The organism is Qipengyuania sp. SM2512, assembly GCF_054954005.1.
On the sequence record NZ_CM143134.1, the window covers coordinates 1,555,299 to 1,580,485 of the forward strand.

The window sequence follows — 25,187 nt, forward strand, 5'->3', positions numbered from 1 at the left end:
AATGGGTGGTCTGATATTCATGGCGCTGGCGGTGCTGGTGCTGTTCATCTTTCTGGTGATGGCGGTCACTGTCGTCAAACAGGGCTATGTCTACACCATCGAGCGGCTTGGCAAATACACCATCGCGGCCGAGCCCGGCCTCCATCTCATCATCCCGCTGATCGACCGCGTCGGGCGCAAGATCAACGTGATGGAGCAGGTGCTCGACATCCCGGGGCAGGAAATCATCACCGCCGACAACGCCATGGTCGGGGTCGATGCGGTGGTGTTCTTCCAGGTGCTCGACGCGGGCAAGGCCGCCTACGAGGTCTCCAATCTCTACCAGGCGATCATGGCGCTCACCACGACCAATCTGCGCACGGTGATGGGCAGCATGGATCTCGACGAGACGCTGTCCAAGCGCGACGAGATCAACGCGCGGCTGCTCTCGGTGGTCGATCACGCGACCTCGCCCTGGGGGGTCAAGATCACCCGCGTCGAGATCAAGGACATCCGCCCGCCGCTCGACATTTCCGAGGCTATGGCGCGGCAGATGAAGGCCGAACGTCTCAAGCGCGCCGAGATTCTCGAGGCCGAGGGCGACCGCGCCTCCAACATCCTGCGCGCCGAGGGCGACAAGCAGTCGGCGATCCTCAAGGCCGAGGGCAAGCGCGAGGCCGCCTTCCGCGACGCAGAAGCGCGCGAGCGTGCCGCCGAGGCCGAGGCCAAAGCCACCGAGCTGGTTTCCAACGCCATCGCGGAATCGGGCAGTCAGGCGATCAATTATTTCGTCGCGCAGGAATACACCAAGGCTGTCGGCAAGTTCGCCGACAGCCCCAACGCCAAGACCATCCTGTTCCCCGTCGAGGCCACCCAGCTGATCGGCTCGCTGGGCGGAATCGGCGAACTGGTACGCGGCAGTTTCGGCGACAGTCAGGGCTCGGGCAACACCGGAACGCCCATCCACGAACCGCGCCCGCAGCGCCCGCAGCCGGTCCGGCGCGCCAGCGTTCCTTCCTCCAACGATCCTGCGCGGGGCTGAGGGGCAAGTGGACGGGATCGAGGCCCATTGGTTCTGGTTCGCCGCCGGTCTGATCCTGGCGGGGCTCGAGATGGTGGTGCCTGGGGTCTATCTGATGTGGCTGGCGATGGCCGCGCTGGCGACCGGGGTGATTACACTGGTGGCGCTGCCCTCGCTCGCAGTGCAGGTCACCAGCTTCATCTTCCTGTCGCTGATCTTCGCCTTCTCCGCGCGGCGGATGCTGCGCGACCGACCAATCGTCAGCTCTGACCCGCTGCTCAACAACCGGGGTGGGCGGATGACCGGCCAGACCGCGCTGGTCACGCAGGCGATCGTCTCGGGCAGCGGCCGGGTCAAGGTCGGCGACAGCGAATGGATCGCGCGCGGCCCCGATACGCCGGTCGGCGAGCGGGTGCGGATCACCGGCAGCGACGGCTCGGAACTGCTGGTCGAACCGGTTGCGCTGATTTCGCCCTCCAGCCCGACGGACGGGGGCACGACAGGCGGGAACACGCCAGAGGACGCCTCACGCCCGTAGCGGACGAGCCGCAGTTCAGGGCAGGGCGCGGTCCGAAAAGCGGCCCTGGCGGCGATAGCGGACCATCCATTTGTCGAGGAACAGGTCGAGCGGCTTGGGCGTGATCCCCAGTTGCTCGAAGCCGGGATGCTGGCCCGAGACCACGCTGCCCTGCTTGAGCAATTCCCACTGGTCCTTGCCCAGCGGCGTGCCGGGGAGCGCCGCAAAGGCACCCGAGACGCCGTCGGGCATCGCCAGGAACCGCCGCTTGCGCCGCTGGGCGGCGGCAATCCGGCGGTTGATCTCCATCATGGTCAGCGTCTCGGGCCCGCCCAGCTCGAAAGTCCTGCCGCCGTGCGCGGCCGGGTTTTCCAGCGCCACCGCAACCGCTTCGGCGACATCGTCGACATAGACCAGCTGCAGCTCGGCATCCGGCCCGAACACCGGCAGCACCGGCGCAAAGCGAATCATCCCGGCGAACATCGACAGGAAGGCGTCGTCCTTGCCGAACAGGATCGAGGGCCGGAGGATGGTTGCCTGCGGGAAGGCCTCCTGCACGCGCTGCTCGCCGAGCTTCTTGGCCGTGGCGTATTCGATTTCGCGGGCGCCCGCCGGCTGCTCGGCGATCGCGCTGACATGGACGAAGGCGGCGCTGCCGGTGGCTGCGGCGGCCTCGGCCATCCAGCCCGGGCTCTCGCCCATGATCCGCTTCAGATCGCCCGAGAAGCTGCCCACCAGATTCACCACCGCATCCGCGCCCGCGATGACGGCATCGACGTTCCGGCGATCGGTGACATCGCAGCGGGCGAACTGGAGCTGCCCGAGATTGGCGAGCGGCTTGAGATTGAAGGCGCGCTCGGGATGGCGACTGGCGATCCGCAGCCGCGCTCCGCGTGCAAGCAGCGCCTGCGCGACGTAATTGCCGATGAAGCCGCTCCCGCCCATCAGCACCACGAGTTTACCGTTCAACGCGCTCTTGCTCGCCATGCTCGTCCTTCGTTGGATTGACGCGCTCGCCTCTAGCCGCAAGCACGCCGCCCTCGCAAGCGTTCCGCACCGCAGGTCGGCGAGTGGCGGGAACAGAGGGAGGCGGCGTGAAGTCGATTGACAAGGGTCCCCCGCCTTCGCTAGTGGCCCGCGCCTACCGACGGCACCGGACCAAGACGACCGGCTTGCTGCAAAAACGTGCCCAGATGGCGGAATTGGTAGACGCACCAGCTTCAGGTGCTGGCGATCGCAAGGTCGTGGAGGTTCGAGTCCTCTTCTGGGCACCATTTGTTCTTCTCACGTTCTCCCAAATAGTCTATAAAAACCGCAGAAATCCTAGGGAATTGGCCCTTGGATAGTGCCGGACCGTCCCGCGTTTTCCCGGGGGTTCCGCACATTTTTGCGGGCCTTTTGCGGGCTTTGCAAAAACCGCATTGAGAAAAGGCCCGCACGTGCCTCTGACCGAGACTCGGCTTCGCGCCCTCAAACCCAAGGACAAGCCCTACAAGGTCGCTGACGAACGTGGCCTCTACGTAGAGGTCACTCCCTCGGGCGGGAAGCTCTGGCGGTTTCGCTACCGCATCGGCAAGCTCGAGAAGAAGCTTTCAATTGGAAACTATCCAGACATCAGCCTCAAGGATGCGCGCCAAGCCACCTACGAGGCGCGGCAGGCCGTCGCACGGGGAGGCGATCCAGCGCTGGAGAAGCGCAAGCAGAAGATTCGCTCCGAGTTCCTGTCGGCGCAAACTTTCGCAGCGGTCGCCCGCGAGTACATCGAACAGATGATGGTTCGGAACGGCCGGGCCGAAGGCACGGTCGTCAAGGCGAACTATTTTCTGGACCAGCTTGCTCCGGCTATCGGCAAGCGGCCCATCGATCAGATCGAACCGTTTGAAATTCTCGCCCCGCTCAAGCGGCTTGAGGCGCAGGGAAAGCACGAGACAGCCAAAAAGTGTCGATCATTCGCCGGTCGCGTGTTCCGCTATGGCGTGGCCACGACGCGCTGCCAGGCTGACCCGACGAGTATGCTGAAAGGAGCGTTGGTGACGCCGCGAGCAACGCATTACGCGGCGATCATTGAACCGACTGAGCTCGGCGGCCTTCTCAGATCGATCGACGACTATACGGGCTATCCGATCACCAAGTTCGCCTTGCAGATCGCCCCCCACGTGTTCGTCCGGCCTGGTGAACTTCGGCACGCCGAATGGCACGAATTCGATCTGATCGAAGGAATCTGGAAGATACCCGCAGGCAAGATGAAGGCCCGCCGAGCCCACGCCGTCCCTTTGTCAAAGCAGGTCGTCAATCATCTGACCGATCTGGCTGAAATGCTCGGCTATGACGGTTACGTCTTTCCTTCGGCGCGGACGCCCAAACGGCCAATGAGCGAGAACACCCTCAACGCGGCGTTTCGCCGGATGGGTTATTCGAAGGACGAAGTCACTGCACACGGCCTCAGAGCGACCGCTTCCACCCTTTTGAACGAATCCGGCCTCTGGAATCCGGATGCGATTGAGCGGGCGCTTGCCCATGGCGACAGCAGTGCGGTGCGGGGTGTTTACCACCGAGGAAAGCACTGGGACGAACGGGTGCGCATGGCCCAATGGTGGAGCGATCATCTGGACCAGTTAAAAGCAGGTGGCCGCATCCTCAACCTTCGGGCGGGATGATCAGGCGCTCGCCGTGCCGATCCAATCTGTCCGCAGGCGATCCAAGCCGTGGCTTTCACCCTCGGCCGTCACCTGATTGCCAATCATGTCACCATCGGGCTCGCAACCTACGAGCACCCAGTGATCTCCGGCTTCGGTCACGATTGCATAGCCGCGCGGGCCGAGTTCGAGCTTGCCCGTTATGCGCCTGCGATTAGTCGTCATTAGTTGGCGTAACTCATCCAGCGTTCGAGCACGCTTCGAACATAACCGGGCGTCTCGCGATTTCTTGGAATTCCGCCCGCCTTCGTGACGGCGCCGGGTCCAGCGTTATATGCGGCAAGGGCGAGATGCACCGACCCAAACCGATCGAGCATCTGTCTGAGATAGCGCGCACCGCCCTCGATATTCTCCTGCGGATCATGCCGGTTCGCGACGCCGAGTTCTCTTGCGGTGGCCGGCATCAGCTGGGCAAGACCTGCCGCGCCTGCGGGACTGACCGCAAGCGGGTTGAACCGGGATTCCGCCCAGATCAGAGCCTGAAGTAACCGCGGCGGCAGCCGATGCCTTAGTTCGGCTTCGCGGATGAGCGGCAGGTAGATCGCTTCCCGATAGCCGGGGACGACTGCGCGGAACGCGAGTGCACTTTGCTCCGAACGTCGACTGCTCTCGCCGCTGAAGCTTTCCCCGCCCGGTTCCTCCTTGAGGCCATGGTCGTGATCGAAAATTCGAAATTCCTGAGCGAATGCTCCTTCGCCAGCCGTCAGGCTCGCTGCACAGATCAAGCCTGCAATGAACCGGCTTACCATTTCGCGTTCTCCTCGATTGCACCGAATCGCAAGAGAACATAAAAAGAACATCAGCCTGTAGGAAAGCGATTAGAACACCGCAGAGAGGAGAGGCAGCGCTGGGGAAGCGAGCAGACGATACGGAGTCTTCCGATGCAGTCCCGAAGTGAAGGTCAGAACACACAATCCCTCGAAGCAATTGCTCGCCAGCTCTGCAAGAGCCGCGGCGGCCGCTGGTCCGGTTCCAAGGGCAACCGCGTGCTCGCGCTGCCGATTGGGATGCAGAACGCGATCTTCGACGAGTATCTTGCTCTGATCGAAGCGCGCGTGGAGGCCGCGCGCGAAGCGGGAACACTCGATCTCGGGCTCGAAACGGTCCAGGTCGACAGCTATCGAGTAATTTCGGATCTGGAAGCGCCTCCCCGGCGATCACGTGCGCGTGACCCGTATCGTCTCGGCCGACGGCGCCTCCATCATCGGGCGCGAGGTGGTGGCCGCGGATATCGCCAAGGTGTCGCAGACCTTCGGCCTCGGCAACTCAATCTTGCCTACTCCCGGTGAACTGGCCGTTCTCGTCCTCTCGAGTGGCACCGCACAGTCCTTGCAGAGCCATGATCCGCTGACCGTCAAGCGCAGTCTCGTCGGCGGCGAGCAGCGCATCGAATTGACTGGCTTCACGCCCGATCGGCTCGACTGGTACAAGGCCAAAGGCTGCTTCACCGAGATCATCCGCTACCGGACGCGCCTGTTCGTGCCGGTGGCCGATGGGCCGGCCATCCTTGAAGCGCTTGCCCCCTGATCAGCGGCAGCACGTCTCACAGCAGAGAGAAGAGAGTGCCTTGGACTGGCGAACCTTGTGGGATGCGCCCGCAGGGTTCGTTCAATCCATCAGGAGACGATCGATGACCCAGTCCATTCCCTTGAAGAAGCTCGTCCCGAGTCCGCGCAACGTCCGGAAGGTGAGCGATGCCACTGCCGATGCCCAGCTCAAAACCGATATCGCGGCCCGCGGCCTTCTCCAGAACCTCGTCGTGCGCAAGGCCGCGCGCGGCAAGTTTGAAGTCGAGGCCGGCGGCCGGCGGCTTGCCGCATTGCAGTCGCTCGCCGAGGACGGCGCAATTCCCACAACCCATGAAGTGACCTGCCTCGTCATCGAAGGCGATGAATGCGAAGTGCGCGAAGCGAGTCTGGCCGAGAACTTCCAGCGTCTGGCCATGAATCCCGCTGACGAAGCGCAGGCCTTCGCCGCAATCATCGAAGCGGGCGCCACGACCGAGGACGTCGCTCGGCGCTTCGGCCTGACCGTCCGCTTCGTCGAGGGCCGACTGCGCCTCGCTTCGCTGGCGCCGTGCGTCTTTGAAGCGCTCGCCGAAGGCGCGATCACTCTCGACATGGCCAAGGCCTATGGCGCGGTCTCGGACATCGAACGGCAAATGCATGTTTTCGCCGAGCTGCAGGGTGCCTGGTACCAGATCACGCCCGATACGATCCGACGGATGGTGCTGGATGCGACCGTGCGCGGTAGCGATCCGCGCGCGATCCTGGTCGGTCGCGAGGCCTATCTCGAGGCGGGTGGCCGGATCGAGCGCGAGCTTTTCGACGACGATGCCAGCGAGAGCTGGGTCGACATCGCGCTGCTTGAGGATCTCGCGCACCAGAAGATGAAAGAGGCGGCAAGCGCCCGGGCAGCCGAACTCGGCCTAGCGTGGGTCCGTCCGACGCTCGGCTCGTACGTCGGCCACGATCTGATCGAGGGCCTGAATCGCCTGCCCGTCGAGCGGGCTCCGCTGAATGAGGCGGAAGCCGAGGAGCTTTCGGAACTCGAGGCAGACTACGACCGTGAGGCGGCAATCCTCGAGGACGAGGACAGCAGCGAGCAGGAGGTCGCCAAGGCTGATGAGGAACTGGCGCGCATCGATCGCGCCATGCGGGCGCTCAACGATCGCCCACCGGTGCTCGCCGACGATCTGAAGGAAGAAGCGGGAGCCTTCCTGGTCCTGTCGCGCGGTGGCGAGCCTACTCTTGTTCCGCAGTACTACACGGAAAGCGAGGTGGCGCAGCCGGACGAGGGCATCATCGAGCCCGTCGAAGATGGCGGTGATGCGTCGAGCAAGCCTGCAACCTATTCGCAGCGACTGCTCGACGAACTGGCGATGCAGCGCCGCGATGTCCTCGCCATCCATCTCGCCAACGACCCAGGCCTGGCGCTCGACCTCATGATCTTCACGCTCGCCGATGCGGATGGTCACGACTGGCGCGCTAGGAAGGCGGTTACGATTTCGGGGCCCCTGGCGAGCGGCCCGATCTCGGGGTTCGAAGCCAAGGATGCTCCGGCGAGTGCGGCTCTGGCGGAGTTCACTGGTTCGCTCGACGAATGCTGGCGCGTCGGCGCTTCGGAGGTTGAGCGATTTGCCGCCTTTCGGGCGCTTCCCGACGAGGCGCGCAGTCTATGGCTCGGCTCCGTGGTTGCCCGCACGCTCATTGCCAGCCTCAACACCGACGGCGAGCGCGGACTCCCACTCCACAACGCAATGGGCGCCTTGCTCGAGATCGAGATGGCGCACTGGTGGAGGCCGACGGCGGCGAACTTCTTCGATCGCGTGCCGAAAGCGCGCATTCTGGAAGCCTTCGATGCGGTGGGCGGACCTGAGCTTGTCAGCCGCTATGCCGGTTCGAAGAAAGCCGACCTCGCCTCCGCTGCCGAACGAATCTTCTCGGGTGAATTCATCGGTGAGGCCGACGTCAAAGAGCAGGCTCTGTCCTGGGTTCCGGCCGTCATGCGTTTCGGCACTCTCAGGGAAGAAGCCGCCAAGAACGAGGAAACGTCTGGTCGGCCGGAAGACGCCAGCGACCAGTTGACCGAGAAAGCCGCCTGACCCTCCTGACAGGTCGGCTTGCCCGGTTGGCGGCCCGTCCATTCCGGACGGGCCGCCTTTTGACATTTTGACTGGAATTGGGCCGATTGTTGACCGTCCTCTTTTGGTGAGAAATCGGCTAAAGCTGCCGTCAAGCAGCTCACTATTGATCAGCGGGTCCTAGGTTCTAGCCCTATAGCGCCCACCAAATTTCTCGTATTCATCAATGAGATACTAAGCTTGCGAGATCGGGCTATCGAGAGCATTTTCGGGCTAGTTAGTTCTCTAGGTAGCAGCGCGCTAATTCGGCGCTGCAGTGCAGTGAACGGTTGATGGCCTGCGCTCTGTCAAACTGAGCTTGAGCGAGTAGTCGACCACCTTCCCGCCAGCGGCACACGCTGGGATGGCAGCTTGAAACTCGGGCAGCGCGGTGTCGTGCTGACAGCTAGGCCGCCCGAGCTTCGATCCAGAGCGCCCGATGGACAAGAATGACGCCCTTGGCTGCCCTGCCAACTCGGATACGCCTCATAGACGGTAGGAACGGTCAGACGGTTATTCGTGGAGGCTAAAAGCAGATTGGGTCCAGGGGCGCGATAGGCCTGGTTCTCGGACCGCCAGTCGCGCAGCACCTACTCGATAGCGGTTTCGACACTGGTCCGATCGCCGCACCGCTGCGCGCCTACCGCCGATCCGGTTTGCGTCCTGTTCCTTCGAGCGATAATATCGCCATCCGACGCTAAAGCATCTCGAGTGGACGGCGGTCGAGTGGCCTGGGAAATGCCGCGTCGAGTGTCGCAAGCTGGGCGTCGGAAAGAACGATATCGGCGGCCGCGCGGTTCTCCCGCACATGTGCGACTGAACTCGCTTTGGGGATGGCGATGAGGCCATCGTGCCGCAACGTCCAAGAAAGTGCGACCTGCACAGGGGTTGCACCAACCTCGGCTGCAATTTTGGCGAGAGCGGGGTGCGTAGAAAGTCGTCCCTGCTCGACCGGACTATACGCCATAACCGCCACTTTGTGCTCGGAGAGCCACGGCAGCAGGTCCAATTCGGGGCCCCGACGGACCAGATTGTAAAGGATCTGATCGGTCACGCAGCCACCCCCGCCGGCAGCGACAAGCTCGTCCATATCATCGGTATCGAGATTGCTGACACCCCAGTGCCGGATCTTTCCTGCCGATTTGAGCGCCTCCAATGCCTCCACTGTCTCAGCGAGCGGCACCGATCCCCGCCAGTGGAGCAGGTAGAGGTCGAGCCGGTCGGTGCCGAGCCGCTTCAGGCTCGCCTCGCACGCGTCGGCAAGGCGGGAGCGCGATGCGTTCTGCGGATATGCCTTGCTGACGATGAACAACTGGTCGCGAACGCTGCCCAGCGCCTCGGATATCAGCGTTTCCGCCGCACCGTCGCCATACATTTCGGCCGTATCGATGAGCGTCATGCCCAGTTCGACACCGGCGCGTAACGCAGCGATCTCATCTGCTCGGCGCTCGGCACGTTCGCCCATCTTCCAGGTGCCTTGACCCAATGAAGGAACCACTTCCCCGCCTGGCAGTGTCACGTGTTTCATGTGCTTTCGTCCTGTGAGAAGAGTTTGATTGTTTGGTGGCGGAAGGCAGACAGGAAGATAACCACCCTGTAACGATCATACCGCAGCCGGCCATCGATCCAGTGCCATTCTGGCAATGGAGAGCAGTTCGTCGATCGTAGCTCCGTCGCGTGCCTGAACGGACATGCCTTCCATGACCGTATTGAAGAATTTGCCTAGCACGGCCGGATCGGCATTGGCCGCAAGCTCGCCCTGCGCCGCGCCGCGATGCAGACGCTCGATCAGGAGGGCCTCCGCCGCGATACGCTTGTCGCGCAGCAGGCATTCGATGGCGGCGGACGCCGGCGAAACGGCTGCTGCTGCCGAATACATGAAACAGCCGGCCGGCGTTCCGGGTTCCGAGAAGGATGACGCTGCTCGTTCCAGCAGCCCTTTGACGGCATCGAAGGTGGACAATGCCGGATCGTTGATGGGGGCATAGAGGTGGACGCTGAACGTCGCGGCGTAGCGCTCGATCACCGCCGCGAACAGCCCCGCCTTGTTGCCAAACGCTGCATAGAGACTGGCGGCGGCGACGCCGGTCTCCGCCACCAGATCGGCCATCGAAGTCGCCTCGTAGCCGCGCTGCCAGAACAGTCGTACCGCCTTGTCGAGCGCAGCGTCGGTGTCAAACGCACGAGGGCGACCTGCGCCACGACGGGCTTTCGTCTCTGTCATGCCTGGCGCCCGATATGGAATGATCGATAAATAATATCTTGAAACTGGTGGTCCACTCCCATACAGAACGATCATTAAATAATCAAGGAGTGTCCCATGAGCCGCATCGTCCGTATCCACGAATATGGCGACGCCAGCGTCCTCAGGATTGAAGATGTGGCAGTGCCCGCGCCCGCGGCCGACGAAGTGCAGATCGCGGTCAAGGCGATAGGCATCAACCGCGCCGAGGTGATGTTCCGCAAGCATGCCTACCTTCAGGAAGCCGAGTTCCCGAGCCGCCTCGGCTACGAGGCTGCCGGCACCGTCGTTACGGTCGGCGCGGACGTGACCGGGTTTGCTGAAGGCGAAGCCGTCAGCGTCATCCCCCCGCTCGATATCGCACGCTGGGGCACTTATGGCGAGGTCGCCAACGTGCCCGCCCGCCTCGTCGTCAAGCATCCGGCGGCGCTGTCGTTCGAGGAAGCGGCGGCCGTGTGGATGCAGTATGTCACCGCCTGGGGTGCGCTGGTGGAGCAGGCGAAACTCGGCGAGGGCGATTTCGTCATCGTCACTGCTGCCTCCAGCAGCGTCGGCCTTGCTGCCTTCCAGATTGCGCGGATGGTCGGCGCGACGGTAATCGCGACGACGCGTACCGGCGCCAAGCGCCAGGCCCTGATCGATGCCGGTGCACATCATGTCGTTGCGACCGGGGAAGAGGACCTGGTAGCGAGGGTGATGGAGATAACCGATGGTCGGGGTGCGCGCGTGGTGCTCGATCCGGTCGGAGGCCCGTCATTCGAGCCGCTGACCGAGAGCATGGCACGCGGCGGCATCCTGCTCGAATATGGCGCGCTCAGCGGCGAACCGACGCCGTTCCCGTTGTTCTCCGTGCTGGGCAAGAGCCTCACGCTCAAGGGGTATCTCTACAGCGAGATCGTCTCGGACGATGCCGCCCTCGATCGCGCCAAGGCGTTTATCGTGGCGGGTCTGGAATCGGGCGCGCTCAAGCCGCGGATCGCGCGCACTTTCCCGCTCGACGCCATCCAGGACGCTCACCGCTTCCTCGAATCGAACGAGCAGATCGGCAAGGTCGTCGTTACGGTCTGACCGGCATACCGGGGGGAGTGAGCGATCGCTCCCCCTTCCCCGACGGAGGATCGGACCCTCGGCGCCCATGCCAAGGCTGCTCGTGACGCAGGCTTGAGAGCATGTCCGGAACCTCGCCCCGTTTGAAAAACGCCCGGCTCTGTGCAGGATTGAAACTCCCCCCCTGTATAGTATGCTGGAGCGATTTCTCGGGAAGACGCGATGCCACATTCATCAGAGGACAAGAAGCGAGCCATCACACGCTTGCGGCGTATCAAGGGTCAGGCGCACGCTCTGGAACGTGCGATCGAAGCGGGGGCCGATTGCGCTCCCCTGCTGCAGCAAATTGTCGCCATGCGTGGTGCGACAAATGGACTGATGGCAGAAGTGATGGAGAGTCATCTCAGGGAAACATTCGGTGCGGGCGCAGATCGGGCCGTCGGAGGCGCAGGTGGCGATCACGATGACGGCGTGGAGGGCGTAATGAAGATTCTGCGTACCTATCTCAAATGACGATTTCTGGTTCATTTTGCTGCCCGTGTCCTCCCGCACTCGGAAGCCAGCCCCTGCTGTCTTCTCTGGTTTGAGATCCTCGTCAGGACACCTCTTGTATACTGCTAGGGAGTATGATAGAGATACTCCCTGCCAGTATGAGAATGTCGACGAATTTGCGCTGACGCAAACGGCCTCGCACCAGCACTCAGTTCATCTCAACGAGGGTATCCCAACATGAAATCTCGCGCCGCTGTTGCCTTCGAGGCGGGCAAGCCACTCGAAATCGTCGAGATCGATGTCGCCCCACCCCGGAAAGGCGAAGTCCTCATACGGGTGACGCACACCGGTGTGTGCCACACCGACGCGTACACGCTGGAGGGGAGCGATCCGGAGGGTGTTTTCCCGGTGGTTCTGGGCCACGAGGGCGCGGGCATCGTTGTCGAGGTCGGTGAAGGCGTCACCAGCGTCGGGCCGGGCGATCACGTGATTCCGCTCTACACCGCCGAGTGCGGCAAGTGCGACTTCTGCCTGTCGGGCAAGACCAACCTGTGCGTCGCTGTTCGCGAAACGCAGGGCAAGGGCTTGATGCCCGATGGGACCACCCGCTTTTCGTACAATGGTCAGCCCCTCTATCATTACATGGGCTGTTCGACCTTCAGTGAATATACCGTCGTCGCCGAAGTCTCGCTCGCCAAGATCAATCCCGAGGCAAACCCCGAACATGTCTGCTTGCTCGGCTGCGGCGTCACGACCGGCATCGGCGCGGTCCACAATACCGCCAAGGTCCAGCCGGGAGACTCGGTCGCCGTGTTCGGCCTCGGCGGCATCGGCCTCGCGGCGATTCAGGGTGCGCGCCAGGCTAAGGCGGGTCGCATCATCGCCATCGACACCAATCCGTCCAAGTTCGAGCTGGCACGCCAGTTCGGTGCGACCGAGTGCATCAACCCCAAGGACCATGACAAGCCCATCCAGCAAGTGCTGATCGAGATGACGGGCTGGGGCATCGATCATACCTTCGAGTGCATCGGCAACGTCCACGTCATGCGCGCCGCGCTTGAATCGGCGCACCGTGGCTGGGGTCAGTCGATCGTGATTGGCGTTGCCGGCGCGGGCGAGGAAATCTCCACCCGCCCATTCCAGCTCGTCACGGGCCGCGTATGGAAGGGGTCCGCTTTCGGTGGCGTCAAGGGACGGACACAGCTCCCCGGCATGGTCGAGGACGCGATGAGAGGCGATATCGATCTGGCCCCATTCGTAACCCACACGATGGGTTTGGAAGACATCAACAAGGCCTTCGAACTGATGCACGAAGGCAAGTCGATCCGCACGGTCATTCACTACTGACCCGCCGATCCGAAGCGGCGCGAGGCGCTCGGATCGACAACTCGGCCGTCATCATGGGCCGACCCCGGCCATGATGATGCGCGCTCTGGCAAATGGGCAACGCGTCGCGATGCGGTAAAAAGCGCCGCAGTGCGGTCGTTACATGCCGATAGCGGCACGGACGAGGGCCGCCTGGCCCAGGCGCTTACCGTCGGAGTGGGTGTGGTCTCGTCGCGCGACTCCATGGGAAAAATGGTTTGTCGCAACCTTTGCCTAATGCTGGAAAAATATTTCAAAGGTGCCGAACATCGGGCCGGCCTGGCCGTTGGATGTATTGAGTAGGAAATGGATTCATCTGTTACCCGACTGTGATGAACCACGGGCCGCACGGGCGTATAGGGCAGGAAGACTGAATTGAAGAGCAAGGATATTTACGCCACGACGCCGGCCACCGATCATGGGCGTACGGGGCCGCCCGCTTGCGTGCAGGTTCGCGGCGCGCGCCAGAATAACCTCAAAAATATTGACGTAGATGTACCGCGCGACGCCTTCGTGGTGTTCACCGGCATATCGGGCTCGGGCAAGTCATCGCTCGCGTTCGGCACCCTTTATGCCGAAGCCCAGCGGCGGTATCTGGAATCGGTTGCGCCCTATGCCCGTCGCCTGATCGACCAGGCCGGCGTGCCGGAGGTCGACGCGATCGACGGATTGCCGCCTGCGGTCGCGTTGCAGCAGCAGCGCGGCTCGGCTAACGCGCGATCCTCGGTCGGCACCGTGACGACGCTCTCCAGCCTGGTGCGGATGCTCTATTCGCGCGTCGGCGAATATCCGCCCCATCAGCCCATGCTCTATGCTGAGGATTTCTCCCCCAACACGGTCGCGGGGGCCTGCGCGACCTGTCACGGCATCGGCCGCGTATATGACGCGACCGAAGAAACGATGGTTCCTGACGACAGCCTCACCATTCGCGACCGGGCGATCGCCGCCTGGCCGGCCGCCTGGCATGGGCAGAACCTGCGCGATATCCTCGTTTCGCTCGGCTATGACGTCGACACGCCGTGGCGCGACCTGCCGAAAAAGGATCGCGACTGGATCCTCTTCACTGAAGAGGCGCCCACGGTGCCGGTCTACGCGGGCCTGACGCCCGAACAGACCCGGAAGGCGCTCAAGCGCCGCATGGAGCCGAGCTACCAGGGCACCTTCACCGGCGCGCGCCGCTATGTGCTGGAAACCTTCGCCAACACTAAGAGCGCGCTGATGAAGAAGCGCGTCTCGCAATATATCATCGGCCGCGATTGCCCGACCTGCGACGGCAAGCGCCTGAAGCGCGAAGCCCTGTCGGTCAAATTCGCCGGCCTCGACATTGCCGAGTTCGGCGACCTGACGGTGCTCAAGCTGAAGGACTTGCTGATGCCCGTCGCGCAGGGCGCGTATGGGGCGGCCTCCGCCCCCTCGAAGGGCCATGTCCTGGAGAAAGCGGCCCGCGATGCATCGGTCGAACAACGGGTTGCCGCGGGCGGCTCTGCGCACAAGGGCGCGCCCGACGTGCGCCGCACGCCCAATCTCTCCGACGAGAAGCGGATCGCCGCCCAACGCCTTGCCTGCGAATTGATCGAGCGGCTAGAACCGCTGATCGATCTTGGCCTTGGCTACATTTCGCTCGACCGCAGCACGCCGACGCTCTCCTCCGGAGAGCTGCAACGCTTGCGGCTTGCCACCCAATTGTCGTCACAGCTTTTCGGCGTGGTCTATGTCCTTGACGAGCCTTCGGCAGGGTTGCACCCGGCAGATGGCGAAGCCTTGCTCACCATCCTCGAGCGTCTCAAGGCGGCGGGCAACTCCCTGTTCGTCGTCGAACATGATCTCGACGTGATCCGCCGCGCGGAATGGCTCATCGATGTCGGGCCGGGAGCCGGGGAAAAGGGCGGTGAAGTCCTCTATAGCGGGCCGATAGAGGGGCTTGCCGACGTCGAGACTTCGATCACCCGCCGCTACCTGTTCGCAGAGCCGCTCCGCAGTGAGCGCACACCGCGCGATCCCAGGGCATGGCTACGCCTGGAAGGGATCAGGCGGAACAATCTCCATGGTCTCGACGTCGAGTTTCCCATCGGCTGTTTCACCGCTGTCACCGGCGTTTCGGGATCGGGCAAATCCAGTCTTCTCAGTCAGGCGCTGCCCGAGCTCGTCACGGACCACCTCGGCGCCCCTCCCGTGGCCGAGGAGGAGGATGTCGATCCGCTGCTCGATGTTGCGCAGAACGACACTGAAGGACGCATTGTCGCAGGCATGGAGCATGTTCGCAGGCTGGTGCGGGTCGATCAGAAGCCGATCGGCCGCACGCCGCGCTCGAACCTGTCCACCTACAGCGGCATGTTCGACCATGTGCGACGGATCTTCGCTGATACGCCGCTCGCCCGCCGGCGGCACTACAGCCGGGGAAGGTTCTCGTTCAACGTCGCGCAAGGCCGCTGCCCTGTGTGCGATGGCGAGGGATACGTCATGGTGGAGCTGCTGTTCCTACCGAGCGTTTTTGCCCCGTGCTCGACTTGTCATGGCTCTCGCTACAACCCGCAAACGCTCGAAGTCGAATGGAACGGGCGCAATATCGCCCAGGTGCTCGAACTGACGGTCGACGATGCGTGCGATTTCTTCGCTGACGAGGCATCTGTGATGCGCTCTCTCGACTTGTTGCGGGAGATCGGTCTTGGCTATCTGAGGCTCGGTCAGCCGGCGACCGAGCTGTCAGGCGGCGAAGCGCAGCGCATCAAGCTGGCGACTGAACTGCAACGCGCTCAACGCGGCAACACGATCTACATCCTCGACGAGCCAACTTCGGGGCTTCACCCCTCCGATGTCGACCGGCTGATGCAACACCTGCAGGGCCTCGTCGATGCCGGCAATACCGTCGTAGTCGTGGAACACGACATGCGCGCCATCGCACAGGTGGACTGGATCATCGATCTGGGACCGGGGGCCGGGGAAGATGGGGGCCGTATCGTTGCCAGCGGCGTCCCTGGCGTGGTTGCGGAAGCGGAAGGCAGTCTCACCGCCCGCTATCTCAAGGCGGCGCTGTAAGTCGTAAATCTGGCCGAATGCACGTTCGGGCAGGTGCATCTAAACCACACGTTGGAATGGGTCGAATCTGGACGCTTGAGCCGGAGACGCGTCACCGAAGTTGACGCGGCTTAGGGCTGAGTGCCGTCAGGTGCGCCCTGTTCGTGTGATACGCGGCGTGGCGGACGGCCAATCGCTGGCCATCCGCCACCCCTGTTTTGTGCGGACCTTCTCCGGGGAAAGAGCCCTCACATGGTTCGTCGAAACGACCCCGTCTTAATTCCCTGCTGCGAGCGCTCCGCCCGCACCTTCTGCGATTTCCTCAACGAGTCTGGCACAGAAGGCGGGCAGATCATCGGGATCGCGGCTGGTAACAAGGCCGTTGTCGACCACGACTTCCTGATTGGTCCATGCACCGCCGGCGTTCTCGATATCGACCTTCAGCGTGGGGTGCCGATCGCGATGTCGACGCTGCCGCGCCACGCATCGGCCATCCGCGCAAACGCTAGGAGGCAGCCGCCCGCGTCGACCACCGCGATGTTCATCGGGTTGCCGATCCCCTCGGCCTCCGCGATCCCCGCATCGATGATTGCCCGCGCGTCGTTCAGGTCGAGCGTCTGAGTGGTGCGCATGGTGTGTCTCCTTCGCCAGTTCGGGGAAAACCGCTCAACGCACGCCGCCGCGCGCGGGTCCCTCCCCCGCGCGGGCGATGAGAGCGACGCGCTAGGGTGCCGAGCGTTCCGTTATTTCGCGGCCAGCAGGGTGAACTTGTGAATCTGCGGCGGTTCGGAAAACAGTTCGTCTGCCTTGCCCATCAGCGCAGCGGCAACCTTGCCGTCAAGATGGGCCTGCCGATCCTCCTCCGTGTCGAACGTATCGAAGATCGCGTACGCACCGGGACCTTCCTCGATCGCGTACCAGGTCAGAGTGCCCGGCTCAGCTTGAACGAGTGGCAATGCCGAGGTCAGGAAATCGGCGACATCGCGCTCTTTTCCGGGCTTGGCCTTCAGCGGTACATACAGGGCAAGTTTGGGCATAATTTATTCCTCAAGTGAAACGAACAGATATTATTCGGCAAGTTAACGGACGAGCGGGCCGGTACGTTCCCCATGAGGCGGAGCACACGCGGCCCCGCCTCCCGGTCGAAATCAGAACTCTTGTGCGGTCGGCCGGATTACGATCGCGTTGACGTCGACGTCATCAGGTTGTTCGATAGCGAACGCGATAGCACGCGCCACCGATGCCGCCGGGATGGCCTGCTTGTAGAAGTCCAGCACCGTCTCGGCAGCAGTGCCCGACGTCGTGAACTTCAAATCGCTTTCAACGGCTCCGGGCTCGATCGACGTGACCCGGACCTTTTCCCCCACCTCGTGGCGCAAGCCCTCGCTGATGGCGCTCACGGCGAACTTGGTGCCGGAGTAGACCGTGCCGCCCGGTGCGAAGACCTTGATGCCTGCAACCGAGCTCAAGTTGATGATGTGACCGCTGCCCTGCTCGAGAAACCCGGGAAGGGCCGCCGCGATGCCGTAGAGCGTACCCTTCAGATTGACGTCGATCATCTGGTCCCACTCGTCGGTGTTGACCTCGGCCATCGGACGGATCGGCATCAGCCCGGCGTTGTTGATCAGCACGTCGAGGCGGCCGAAGTCGGCAACGATTGCGGCGACGACGGACTGGACCGCCGATTTGTCGGTCACGTCCAGCGCGTAGCTACGTGCCGAGCCGCCATTTCCGGCGATGTCCGCGACGACCTCGTCGAGCCTGTCCTTGCGCCGCGCGGCGATGGCCACCTTGGCGCCGCGTTCCGCGAGAAGACGCGCAGTTTCCGCGCCGATGCCGCTGCTGCCGCCGGTTATGAGAACGACCTTGCCTTCGATACCCTTGGTCATGACTGTATTCCTTCAAGTCAGTTGTTGATTTTTCGCCGGATCGCGGCCCCGCGCGAGCCCGCCCGGCCTGATGGGGTCACTGCGAGCGCAACAGGACGGGACCGGCGCCCACCTTGATGCGGAGCAGTTCGTAGGGCTTGCGGCGCAAGTCCCGCCCGCCGTGGAAGCCTGGCTGGCGGTGAAGCTGGTTGGCGGTGAAGTAGAGGTAGCCGTCGGTGCCGATCGACAGCGTGTCGGGCCAGCTGATGCGCGGGTCGCTGACCACCGTCGTCCAGCTGCCCTGGTCGAGCACGCGGATCGCGTTGTTCTCGTAATCGCCGGCGAACACGCGGCCGTTGTCGTCCTCGGCAATCCCGTCCGAGGCGCCTTTGCGCCCCAGGTTGCGGACCGCGCGGCCCAACTCCTCCTCGGACACCGCGGCATCGCGCAGCAGCGCCGTGGGCACCGCGTGCAGCGTGCGACCCGACAGCGGTCCATAGTAGAGCAGGCTGCCGTCGGCGCTGAGCGCAATCGCGTCGCTGGCGATCGCGACCGGCGTCGCGGGGCCGTCGGCCGGGCGGTTCATGAGCACCGCGCCGTCGACGACCGGGGTGAAGCCGCGCTCGGGGTTGGTCGTCGCATGGTTCGACAGGCGCCGGATCGCACGCCCGCTGGCGATATCGACGACGATGATGCCGCCGACACCGGCGTTGCTGCTGTCGGTGATGTAGGCGACGCCCTCGGCGCCCTGACGCAGATCGAAGCGCACGTCGTTGAGGTAGGTCGTGGGCAGCACCACGCTGGGCGGCAGAACGATCGTCTTCACCACCCGGTTGGTTGAAAGATCGATCGCCACCAGCTTTGCACCGCCGGCCTGGGGCTGGGAGAAATTGGGCGCCGCCGTGTCGAGCACCCAGAGGCGGTTGGCGCCATCGGCCACCACGCTCTGCACCGAGATGAAATGCCCCGCCGGGTCGGCCGGATCGGGCCGGTTGGTCGCGGCGTCGGGATAAGGCACCGCCTTGCCGTCGACCAACTCGGCCACCGTGAACGGCGCGTTGTCGCCCCATTGCGGGAAGTTGACAAAAATGCGCCCGTTGGGGGCGACGGTCACGCCAGTCGGCATCGCGCCATCGAAGGTCGCGACCTGTTCGATCTGGGGCGCGGATGCACTCTCGCGGGTCGTCGAGCAGGCGGCGAGCGTTAAAGCCGCGCCCGCGGCAAGAAGCAGTTTGACGGAGATTTTCATGGGATCATTTCCTTGAGAATGCGGCCCGCTTCCTGGGGCTCGGACCGGAGATATTGCGGGGGCGCCTTGACCGATGCGCCAAGCGCGGCGGCGGCGTGCCAGGGCCAGCGCGGATCCCACAGCGCAGCGCGGGCTATCGCTATGGCGTCGGCATGCCGGTCTTCGAGGATGCGCTCCGCCTGGTGCGGATCGGTGATCATTCCGACCGCCACGACAGGCATGGCGACCGCGTCCTTGACCGTCCGCGCCAGCGGCACCTGATAGCCGGGGCCGACAGGGATCTGCTGGCGCGGGTCGAGGCCGCCGCCGGAGACGTGGATTGCCGAACAACCGCGCCGCTCCAGCTGCTGTGCAAACAATGCGGTTTCCTCCGCCGTCCAGCCGCCTTCAACCCAGTCGGTCCCGGAAACGCGGACGGTCACCGGGCGGTCGGCCGGAAATGCTTCGCGCACGGCATCGAACACTTCGAGCGGGAACCGCATCCGGTTGTCGAGGCTGCCGCCGTAGTCGTCGCCGCGCCGGTTGGAGATCGGCGAAAGAAACTCGTGGAGCAGATAGCCATGCGCGGCGTGGATCTGGATGGCTTCGATGCCGAGCCTGCCGGCGCGCCGGGCGGCATCCGCGAACGCCTCCCGGATGCGGGCAAGCCCTGACTCGTCCAGTTCGACAGGGGGATGGTCGTCCGGAGCGAATGGGATGGCGCTGGGTGCCACGGTCTGCCAGCCATTCTCCGCATCGGGGGCGATCTGCGTTCCGCCGTGCCACGGCTTGGCGCAGCTCGCCTTGCGGCCGGCATGGGCCAGCTGGATGATAAGCGGCATGTCCGACCAACGGCGCACACTTTCGAGCACGCTTTGCATCGCCGCTTCGGTACGGTCATCGTACAGGCCGACGTCACCGTAGGTGATGCGCCCTTCCGGGCTGACCGCGGTCGCCTCTATCGTCAGCGCGCCCGCGCCCGAGAGCGCCAACTCCCCGAGATGCATCTGGTGCCAGTCGGTCATCGCGCCGTCGACTGCCGAATACTGGCACATCGGCGCGATAACGATGCGGTTGGCGAGCCGCAGCCCGCCAACCTCAATCGTTTCGAACAATTTCGCCATCACCATTCGCCCGTGTTGGGCATGGAGGCCCAGGGTTCGACCGGAGCCTTGTGTTCGCCCTGCTGCAGCAGTTCGATCGAGATCCCGTCCGGAGAGCGGACGAACGCCATGTGCCCGTCGCGCGGGGGGCGATTGATCGTCACGCCGCCCGCCTGCAGCCGCGCGCAGATTTCGTAGATGTCGTCGACCTGATAGGCGAGATGGCCGAAGTTTCGGCCCCCCGTGTATGTCTCGGCAGGGCTGCCGTCCTCGGGCGGCCAGTTGTACGTCAGCTCGACCTCGGCATCGCTCTGCTCGCCGTCGCCGCGGAAATCCTCGTCGGCGGCAAGGTAGATCAGCGTGTAACGCCCGGCCTGGTTCTCCATGCGCCGGGTCTCGTTGAGACCCAGCAGCGTGAAGAAACGGATCGACGACTCGGGATCGGCGACGCGCAGCATGGTGTGGAGATAGCGCATGATCAGGCGACCTTTTCCTTGAGGGCTTCCATCACGAGTTCCGCGGTGCGCGCCGCGCTGGCGGGGTTCTGACCGGTCACCAGATTGCCGTCGCGTAGGGCGAAGGGGGCAAAATCGGGGCCGCCCTCGTGCTTGCCCCCAAGTTCCTTGAGGCGCGTTTCGAGCAGGAACGGCACCGCCTGATCGAGGCCGACCGCGCGCTCCTCGCTGTCGGTGAAGCCCGCGACACGGCGGCCAGCCACGAGGGGCGTGCCATCGGCCTTCTTCGCCGAGACCAGCCCTGCCGGTCCATGACAGACGGCGGCGACGATCTTGCCTTCGCGGTCGAAGCGTTCGACCAGGCGGGCCAGTTCGTCGCTGCCGGGGTAATCGAACATGGTGCCGTGGCCACCGGGCAGGAACAGCGCGTCGTAGCCGCCGGGATCGATGCTGGTGAACACCGGCGTGCCGACAACCTCGGCCTTCAGGGCCTCGTCCTTCAGATAGCGCTCGACCGAAGCGTCGTTCTCGCCGTCGGCATTGACGCTGCGCTGGTCGACGGGGATGGCGCCGCCCTTGATCGAGGCAAGCGTCACCTCGGCGCCCGCATCGCGGAAGGCATAATACGGGGTGGTAAGTTCCTCGAGCCAGACACCCGTCGGTTCGGTGCCGGGGGTCATGCGGTCGGCGGAGGTGGCCACCATCAGAATGCGGGTCATCGTCAATTGTCCTGTTCCATTGATGTCGGGGACACGAGCAAACGCACCCGGCGCAGCCGCACCCGCCACAAAGACAGCTGTGAGAGCTTTCAGCAGTTGGCGGCGATTTTTCATTCGATCGTGCCTTTCGGCGGCTTAGATACGCCGGGAACGGCATCATGAAATCCAGCGGGAATGGCGGACGGCCATAAATCCGCTTATGGAACCGCAATGTCCCTCCTGCAGTTGCGCACCTTCGTCGAAGTCTACCGCCGTCGTTCACTGAGCGAGGCGGCCCGGGCAATCGGCATTACCCAACCGGCTGCGTCGCAGCACATCGCATCGCTCGAGGCGCAATTGAGCCGTCCCTTGTTTGATCGCCATTCGCGGGGTGTTCGACCAACAGCGATTGCCGACGATTTGGCGGCTTCGATCGGAAGCAGCCTCGACACGGCGGAATGGGCACTGGCCAGCGCGCGGGCCCGATCGTCGCGCATCTCGGGCACGGTCCACATCGCCGCACCGTCGGACCTGCTGGGAGAGATGATCACGCCCCGACTGGCTCCGCTGCTGGAAGCAGGGCTGGACCTGCGCCTGCATATCGGCGGGCGCGAGGCGCTTTATGCCATGCTCCTCGAAGACAGGGTGCATCTGGCTGTCACCGCCTCGAAACCCGAAGATCCGCGGTTGGCCTTCCATGCGCTGGGCGAAGAGCACCTGCGCGCCGTAGCCTCTCCCGCCGTGGCCATGCGGATTGCCGAATTGCCGCTGGTCGAAGGGCTTAATCAAACAGCCCACCTCGCCTACGATCTTGACCGGCCGCTGCTGCGAACCTGGCTCCATGCAAACCAGATCGAGCTGACCAGCCAGCCCGCCTTGACCGCGCCCGATCTGAGGGTGCTACGGTCGGGATTGTACGCGGACCTCGGCTGGACGGTACTGCCCGGCTATCTCACCCGCAGCGAACGCGCTGCCTGCACGCTGATCGAGATACCCGCGCCGATCATGGTGCCGCTCAACGCTTTCTACCTTGTGTGGGCACGCTCATCGCTGCGACACCCGCGCGTGGCCATGGCTCGGGACGCCCTGATTGCTGCACTCCGAATATAATTGTGGCCACGCCTGCTGGGCCGTCAGCACAATTTCGGGTCTGAACCAGTTGAGCGCTGGCGAACGAACGGCGGCTTTCGGGATCGTCGGCGACAAGGCCGAACGGCCGGATGTAGGGCGCGAAGCCGCCATCCAAAGTGGTTAGAGGAAAGAGGGCTCCTTTTGATTGCCACGGGACGGTCTCGTCCTGGCAATCAGGAGACACCTCATGTCGAAGTTTACACGCCGCGGAGGGCCGACCCCCGCCGCACAAATCACCTCTGCGATCATCGAGAAACTCGAGCAGGGAACCAGACCATGGGTAAAGCCATGGCGCGGGGTTCCGGTATCACGGCCCTTGCGCAGCTGCGGCACACCCTATCGGGGCATGAACACCTTCTGGCTCTGGATGATCGCGGAGGCCGCCGGGTTCCTGTCACCCTATTGGATGACATACCGGCAGTGCCAGAAGCTCGGCGGGCAGGTCCGCAAGGGCGAGAAATCGACGATCGCGATCTTCTACAAGAGCTACAACAAGCAGGTCGAAGGCGATGACGGGGAAGAAGGCACCGAGAAGCGACGTGTCCTCAAGGCCTACGCGGTCTTCAACGTCGATCAGTGCGACGGCTTGCCCGGCATGTATCGCGCGAAGCCTGAGCTCGAGCCAGTCGAGCCTGCGGGACGGGAAGAGCGGCTCGACGCTTTCTTTTCAAGCGTGGGGGCCGACCTTCGGCATCAGGGGTCGGAAGCCTACTACGAGCCCATGCCGGACCGGATCACGATGCCCACGGCGGCACTTTTCGATGGCTACGACCACTACTATGCAACGCTTGCGCACGAACTCTCGCACTGGACCGGGCATGGCTCACGTCTGGGTCGCGATCTCAAGAACCGATTTGGAAGCGAATCCTACGCGGCCGAGGAATTGGTGGCCGAGCTGTCCGCCGCGATCCTGGGCGCCGAGCTCGGTCTGCCGGTCGCGCATCTCGACCACCATGCGAGCTATATCGCGCATTGGCTCGAACTTCTGAAATCCGATGATCGAGCCATGCTCACGGCAGCCGCCAGGGCGGAAGAGGCTGCGAGCCTCATCCTGAAGCTCGGAGGGCGTTCGGGCGCCGGTAGCGAGGCTGCGGCAGCCGATCTCGCCGAAGCGGCTTGAGGGAGGTGGGTGATGGGACGTTCCGTCAGCTATCCGTCCGGCGCAATCGTCGCCTTCCGTACTTTGGAGATCGACGATGAGGACGATTGGGAATGGGAATACGAGTGTCTAGTCGAGGAAATTATCGAGACGGCGCGCAGCACCTTCCCCTCTCTTGAACCCTGCGACGGGTCGCGCGGCCGCGAAGACCGCATCCTGCTGCGCAATGCCTTTGCCGATTGCGGGATCTCCACCTACTGCGACCTTGTCGCCATCTGGCTCGCTGAGCGCGACGACTGTGGTTACTGGGATGCCGATGCTTATCACCCGCGATCCGGCCGGGCGCAGCGCTGGCTTTCGCAGGTGGCGGGCCGCTTTGAAACGATATTCGGCGAGCTCCGCATGATTGGCCGGTTTTCGAATGGCGAGGTAATCTTTGAACGCACGCCTGTTCAAATGAGTAGTTCGGTGCTAGATCGTGCACATGAAAGGATGCGCCGATGGCAACGAGAGCCGCTGAAGTCGAGGAGGGAGATAGCAAGGTCCTGACCACCGCAATCGCCAGAATTGCGGAGTTCTGGGGCCTGACCAACGCCAAGCTTGGTGCAGTTCTCGGGCTGTCTCAGGCCACTGTCTCGCGTTTGCGCTCGGGCAGGTCCGAGCTCGATCCGGCCAGCAAGTCGTTCGAAGCCGGCCAGTTTCTGCTGCGCCTATTCCGCTCGCTCGATGCGCTGCTAGGCAGCGACGATATGGCTGCACGAGCTTGGCTCGCGACCCCAAATCTCGATCTCGAGGCGCGGCCTCTTGACCTGATCGACAGCTTCAAGGGGCTCATGACGGTTTGCGACTATGTGGACGCCCATCGCGCTCGCGTCTGAGCTGCGCCGCTATCGCAGGACGGTCTGGCGTGTCGTCGAGGCGCAGCATCGCATCTCGACCAATCGCCTTGCCGCCAACCTTGATGACCAGAAGCGGCTCGAAGAACTCGCCGATGCGGCCAAGCCCGATCTGCCCAAGGCAGCGCGCGGCCTGCACTACCTTCTCGCCTCGCCCTTTCGCTACGGCCACAGCGTGGCCAGCCGCTTTCGGCGTGCGAACGAGCGACCCGGCATCTTCTACGCCAGCGAGGCCGAGCAGACCGCGATCACCGAAACCGCCTATTGGCGGCTCCGCTTCATCAGCCGCTCGCCGGGGTTTGTCCCCGGCAACCGCACCAGCGAGCATTTGAGCTTCTCGATTCCCGTCTCCATTGTCCGGCTGCTCGACACCACGCGGCCGCCCCTGTCGCGCGACAGCAAACGCTGGGCAGACCCGGTCGACTATTCCGCTTGTCAGGATCTCGCCGAGGCTGCTCGCGCCGCGGGCGGGCAGGCGATCCGCTCACCGTCGGCGCGCGATCCGCAGGGGATCAATCTCGCGCTGTTCGATCCCGCGTGCTTTGCCAAGGCCGAGCCCGATCACGGACGCGGCTGGCACCTGCGCCTCGAAGGCTGGCGCCTCACTGCACTGGCTGCGTTTCCTTCGGGCGAGGTGCTGGAATTCACGGCCGAGCAGTTCGGACTGCCTCCGCTCGGCTGAAGCGACTGGCATAATTCCACTTCGCGCGGCC

27 protein-coding genes, 1 tRNA gene and 1 pseudogene are annotated in these 25,187 nt (G+C 63.8%); 16 read left to right on the forward strand and 13 right to left on the reverse strand.

The features are described 5' to 3' along the window. Window position 1 precedes the first annotated feature (1 nt). Complete coding sequence (locus ACQ5J0_RS07785) at window positions 2–1,021, forward strand: SPFH domain-containing protein (protein ID WP_462570009.1); 1,020 nt, start codon at window positions 2–4, stop codon at window positions 1,019–1,021. 7 nt (window positions 1,022–1,028) lie between these two features. Continuing rightward, window positions 1,029–1,538: an NfeD family protein gene (locus ACQ5J0_RS07790; RefSeq protein ID WP_462570010.1), complete on the forward strand. Its 510-nt coding sequence runs from the start codon at window positions 1,029–1,031 to the stop codon at window positions 1,536–1,538. A gap of 15 nt (window positions 1,539–1,553) precedes the next feature. On the opposite strand, the gene ACQ5J0_RS07795 is transcribed toward ACQ5J0_RS07790, so the two are convergent. Then, window positions 1,554–2,504: a complex I NDUFA9 subunit family protein gene (locus ACQ5J0_RS07795; RefSeq protein ID WP_462570011.1), complete on the reverse strand. Its 951-nt coding sequence runs from the start codon at window positions 2,502–2,504 to the stop codon at window positions 1,554–1,556. A 200-nt stretch (window positions 2,505–2,704) separates the two neighbouring features. Here ACQ5J0_RS07795 and ACQ5J0_RS07800 point away from each other — a divergent pair. Both ACQ5J0_RS07800 and ACQ5J0_RS07805 read left to right on the forward strand, forming a co-directional pair. Then, a tRNA-Leu gene (locus ACQ5J0_RS07800) sits at window positions 2,705–2,791 on the forward strand. A gap of 165 nt (window positions 2,792–2,956) precedes the next feature. Then, complete coding sequence (locus ACQ5J0_RS07805; protein ID WP_462570013.1) at window positions 2,957–4,174, forward strand: tyrosine-type recombinase/integrase; 1,218 nt, start codon at window positions 2,957–2,959, stop codon at window positions 4,172–4,174. On the opposite strand, the gene ACQ5J0_RS07810 is transcribed toward ACQ5J0_RS07805, so the two are convergent. Then, window positions 4,175–4,378, reverse strand: coding sequence for a DUF5818 domain-containing protein (locus tag ACQ5J0_RS07810; RefSeq protein ID WP_462570014.1), 204 nt, complete (start codon window positions 4,376–4,378; stop codon window positions 4,175–4,177). Beyond that, the gene (locus ACQ5J0_RS07815) at window positions 4,378–4,962 is read right to left on the reverse strand and encodes a lytic transglycosylase domain-containing protein (protein WP_462570015.1); all 585 of its coding nucleotides are present in this window, start codon (window positions 4,960–4,962) and stop codon (window positions 4,378–4,380) included. The genes ACQ5J0_RS07810 and ACQ5J0_RS07815 overlap by 1 nt, the downstream gene beginning before the upstream one ends. A gap of 258 nt (window positions 4,963–5,220) precedes the next feature. Between ACQ5J0_RS07815 and ACQ5J0_RS07820 the strand changes: the two genes are divergently transcribed. The 3 genes from ACQ5J0_RS07820 to ACQ5J0_RS07830 all read left to right on the forward strand — a co-directional run bounded on the left by ACQ5J0_RS07820 (window position 5,221) and on the right by ACQ5J0_RS07830 (window position 7,817). Continuing rightward, window positions 5,221–5,502: a hypothetical protein gene (locus ACQ5J0_RS07820; RefSeq protein ID WP_462570078.1), complete on the forward strand. Its 282-nt coding sequence runs from the start codon at window positions 5,221–5,223 to the stop codon at window positions 5,500–5,502. 40 nt (window positions 5,503–5,542) lie between these two features. Then, entirely contained in the window at window positions 5,543–5,740 is a 198-nt protein-coding gene (locus tag ACQ5J0_RS07825; protein ID WP_462570016.1) for a hypothetical protein, read from the forward strand. Window positions 5,741–5,843: 103 nt separating this feature from the next. After that, on the forward strand, window positions 5,844–7,817 hold the full coding sequence (locus ACQ5J0_RS07830) for a ParB/RepB/Spo0J family partition protein (RefSeq protein ID WP_462570017.1): 1,974 nt from the start codon (window positions 5,844–5,846) through the stop codon (window positions 7,815–7,817). A gap of 715 nt (window positions 7,818–8,532) precedes the next feature. Here ACQ5J0_RS07830 and ACQ5J0_RS07835 read toward each other — a convergent pair. Then, the gene (locus ACQ5J0_RS07835; RefSeq protein ID WP_462570018.1) at window positions 8,533–9,363 is read right to left on the reverse strand and encodes an aldo/keto reductase; all 831 of its coding nucleotides are present in this window, start codon (window positions 9,361–9,363) and stop codon (window positions 8,533–8,535) included. Between the two features lie 75 nt (window positions 9,364–9,438). Beyond that, window positions 9,439–10,059, reverse strand: a complete 621-nt coding sequence (locus ACQ5J0_RS07840; RefSeq protein ID WP_462570019.1) for a TetR/AcrR family transcriptional regulator — start codon at window positions 10,057–10,059, stop codon at window positions 9,439–9,441. Window positions 10,060–10,155: 96 nt separating this feature from the next. Between ACQ5J0_RS07840 and ACQ5J0_RS07845 the strand changes: the two genes are divergently transcribed. The 4 genes from ACQ5J0_RS07845 (at window position 10,156) to ACQ5J0_RS07860 (ending at window position 16,017) form a co-directional block, all read left to right on the forward strand. Further along, entirely contained in the window at window positions 10,156–11,145 is a 990-nt protein-coding gene (locus ACQ5J0_RS07845) for a zinc-dependent alcohol dehydrogenase family protein (RefSeq protein ID WP_462570020.1), read from the forward strand. Between the two features lie 201 nt (window positions 11,146–11,346). After that, window positions 11,347–11,637 carry a metal/formaldehyde-sensitive transcriptional repressor gene (locus ACQ5J0_RS07850; RefSeq protein ID WP_462570021.1) on the forward strand — a complete coding sequence of 97 codons (291 nt, stop codon included), beginning with the start codon at window positions 11,347–11,349 and terminating at the stop codon, window positions 11,635–11,637. 216 nt (window positions 11,638–11,853) lie between these two features. After that, the gene (locus tag ACQ5J0_RS07855; RefSeq protein WP_462570022.1) at window positions 11,854–12,963 is read left to right on the forward strand and encodes an S-(hydroxymethyl)glutathione dehydrogenase/class III alcohol dehydrogenase; all 1,110 of its coding nucleotides are present in this window, start codon (window positions 11,854–11,856) and stop codon (window positions 12,961–12,963) included. Window positions 12,964–13,356: 393 nt separating this feature from the next. Further along, window positions 13,357–16,017, forward strand: coding sequence for an excinuclease ABC subunit UvrA (locus tag ACQ5J0_RS07860; RefSeq protein ID WP_462570023.1), 2,661 nt, complete (start codon window positions 13,357–13,359; stop codon window positions 16,015–16,017). Between the two features lie 255 nt (window positions 16,018–16,272). Here ACQ5J0_RS07860 and ACQ5J0_RS07865 read toward each other — a convergent pair whose 3' ends face one another. From ACQ5J0_RS07865 to ACQ5J0_RS07900, 8 genes are all read right to left on the reverse strand, one after another. Beyond that, a complete protein-coding gene (locus ACQ5J0_RS07865) occupies window positions 16,273–16,479 on the reverse strand; it encodes a DJ-1/PfpI family protein (protein WP_462570024.1) in 207 nt (68 codons plus the stop codon). Beyond that, window positions 16,437–16,628 carry a GlcG/HbpS family heme-binding protein gene (locus ACQ5J0_RS07870; RefSeq protein WP_462570025.1) on the reverse strand — a complete coding sequence of 64 codons (192 nt, stop codon included), beginning with the start codon at window positions 16,626–16,628 and terminating at the stop codon, window positions 16,437–16,439. The genes ACQ5J0_RS07865 and ACQ5J0_RS07870 overlap by 43 nt, the downstream gene beginning before the upstream one ends. Window positions 16,629–16,739: 111 nt before the next feature. After that, complete coding sequence (locus tag ACQ5J0_RS07875; protein ID WP_462570026.1) at window positions 16,740–17,033, reverse strand: putative quinol monooxygenase; 294 nt, start codon at window positions 17,031–17,033, stop codon at window positions 16,740–16,742. Window positions 17,034–17,144: 111 nt separating this feature from the next. After that, a complete protein-coding gene (locus ACQ5J0_RS07880; protein WP_462570027.1) occupies window positions 17,145–17,885 on the reverse strand; it encodes an SDR family oxidoreductase in 741 nt (246 codons plus the stop codon). 76 nt (window positions 17,886–17,961) lie between these two features. After that, window positions 17,962–19,113, reverse strand: coding sequence for an L-dopachrome tautomerase-related protein (locus ACQ5J0_RS07885; protein WP_462570028.1), 1,152 nt, complete (start codon window positions 19,111–19,113; stop codon window positions 17,962–17,964). Further along, window positions 19,110–20,216, reverse strand: coding sequence for an NADH:flavin oxidoreductase/NADH oxidase (locus tag ACQ5J0_RS07890; RefSeq protein WP_462570029.1), 1,107 nt, complete (start codon window positions 20,214–20,216; stop codon window positions 19,110–19,112). Before ACQ5J0_RS07890 ends, ACQ5J0_RS07885 begins: the two co-directional genes overlap by 4 nt. After that, window positions 20,216–20,674, reverse strand: a complete 459-nt coding sequence (locus ACQ5J0_RS07895) for a VOC family protein (protein ID WP_462570079.1) — start codon at window positions 20,672–20,674, stop codon at window positions 20,216–20,218. Before ACQ5J0_RS07895 ends, ACQ5J0_RS07890 begins: the two co-directional genes overlap by 1 nt. Beyond that, on the reverse strand, window positions 20,674–21,369 hold the full coding sequence (locus ACQ5J0_RS07900) for a type 1 glutamine amidotransferase domain-containing protein (RefSeq protein ID WP_037479462.1): 696 nt from the start codon (window positions 21,367–21,369) through the stop codon (window positions 20,674–20,676). Before ACQ5J0_RS07900 ends, ACQ5J0_RS07895 begins: the two co-directional genes overlap by 1 nt. 210 nt (window positions 21,370–21,579) lie before the next feature. Between ACQ5J0_RS07900 and ACQ5J0_RS07905 the strand changes: the two genes are divergently transcribed. From ACQ5J0_RS07905 to ACQ5J0_RS07925, 5 genes and pseudogenes are all read left to right on the forward strand, one after another. Next, window positions 21,580–22,458, forward strand: coding sequence for a LysR family transcriptional regulator (locus tag ACQ5J0_RS07905; RefSeq protein WP_462570031.1), 879 nt, complete (start codon window positions 21,580–21,582; stop codon window positions 22,456–22,458). 208 nt (window positions 22,459–22,666) lie between these two features. After that, complete coding sequence (locus ACQ5J0_RS07910) at window positions 22,667–23,599, forward strand: ArdC family protein (RefSeq protein WP_462570032.1); 933 nt, start codon at window positions 22,667–22,669, stop codon at window positions 23,597–23,599. A gap of 12 nt (window positions 23,600–23,611) precedes the next feature. Continuing rightward, window positions 23,612–24,025, forward strand: a pseudogene (locus ACQ5J0_RS07915) (hypothetical protein); the annotation flags it as partial. A 53-nt stretch (window positions 24,026–24,078) separates the two neighbouring features. After that, a complete protein-coding gene (locus ACQ5J0_RS07920) occupies window positions 24,079–24,456 on the forward strand; it encodes an antitoxin Xre/MbcA/ParS toxin-binding domain-containing protein (protein WP_462570033.1) in 378 nt (125 codons plus the stop codon). Then, window positions 24,428–25,156, forward strand: a complete 729-nt coding sequence (locus ACQ5J0_RS07925; RefSeq protein WP_462570036.1) for an RES family NAD+ phosphorylase — start codon at window positions 24,428–24,430, stop codon at window positions 25,154–25,156. The genes ACQ5J0_RS07920 and ACQ5J0_RS07925 overlap by 29 nt, the downstream gene beginning before the upstream one ends. Window positions 25,157–25,187 lie beyond the last annotated feature (31 nt).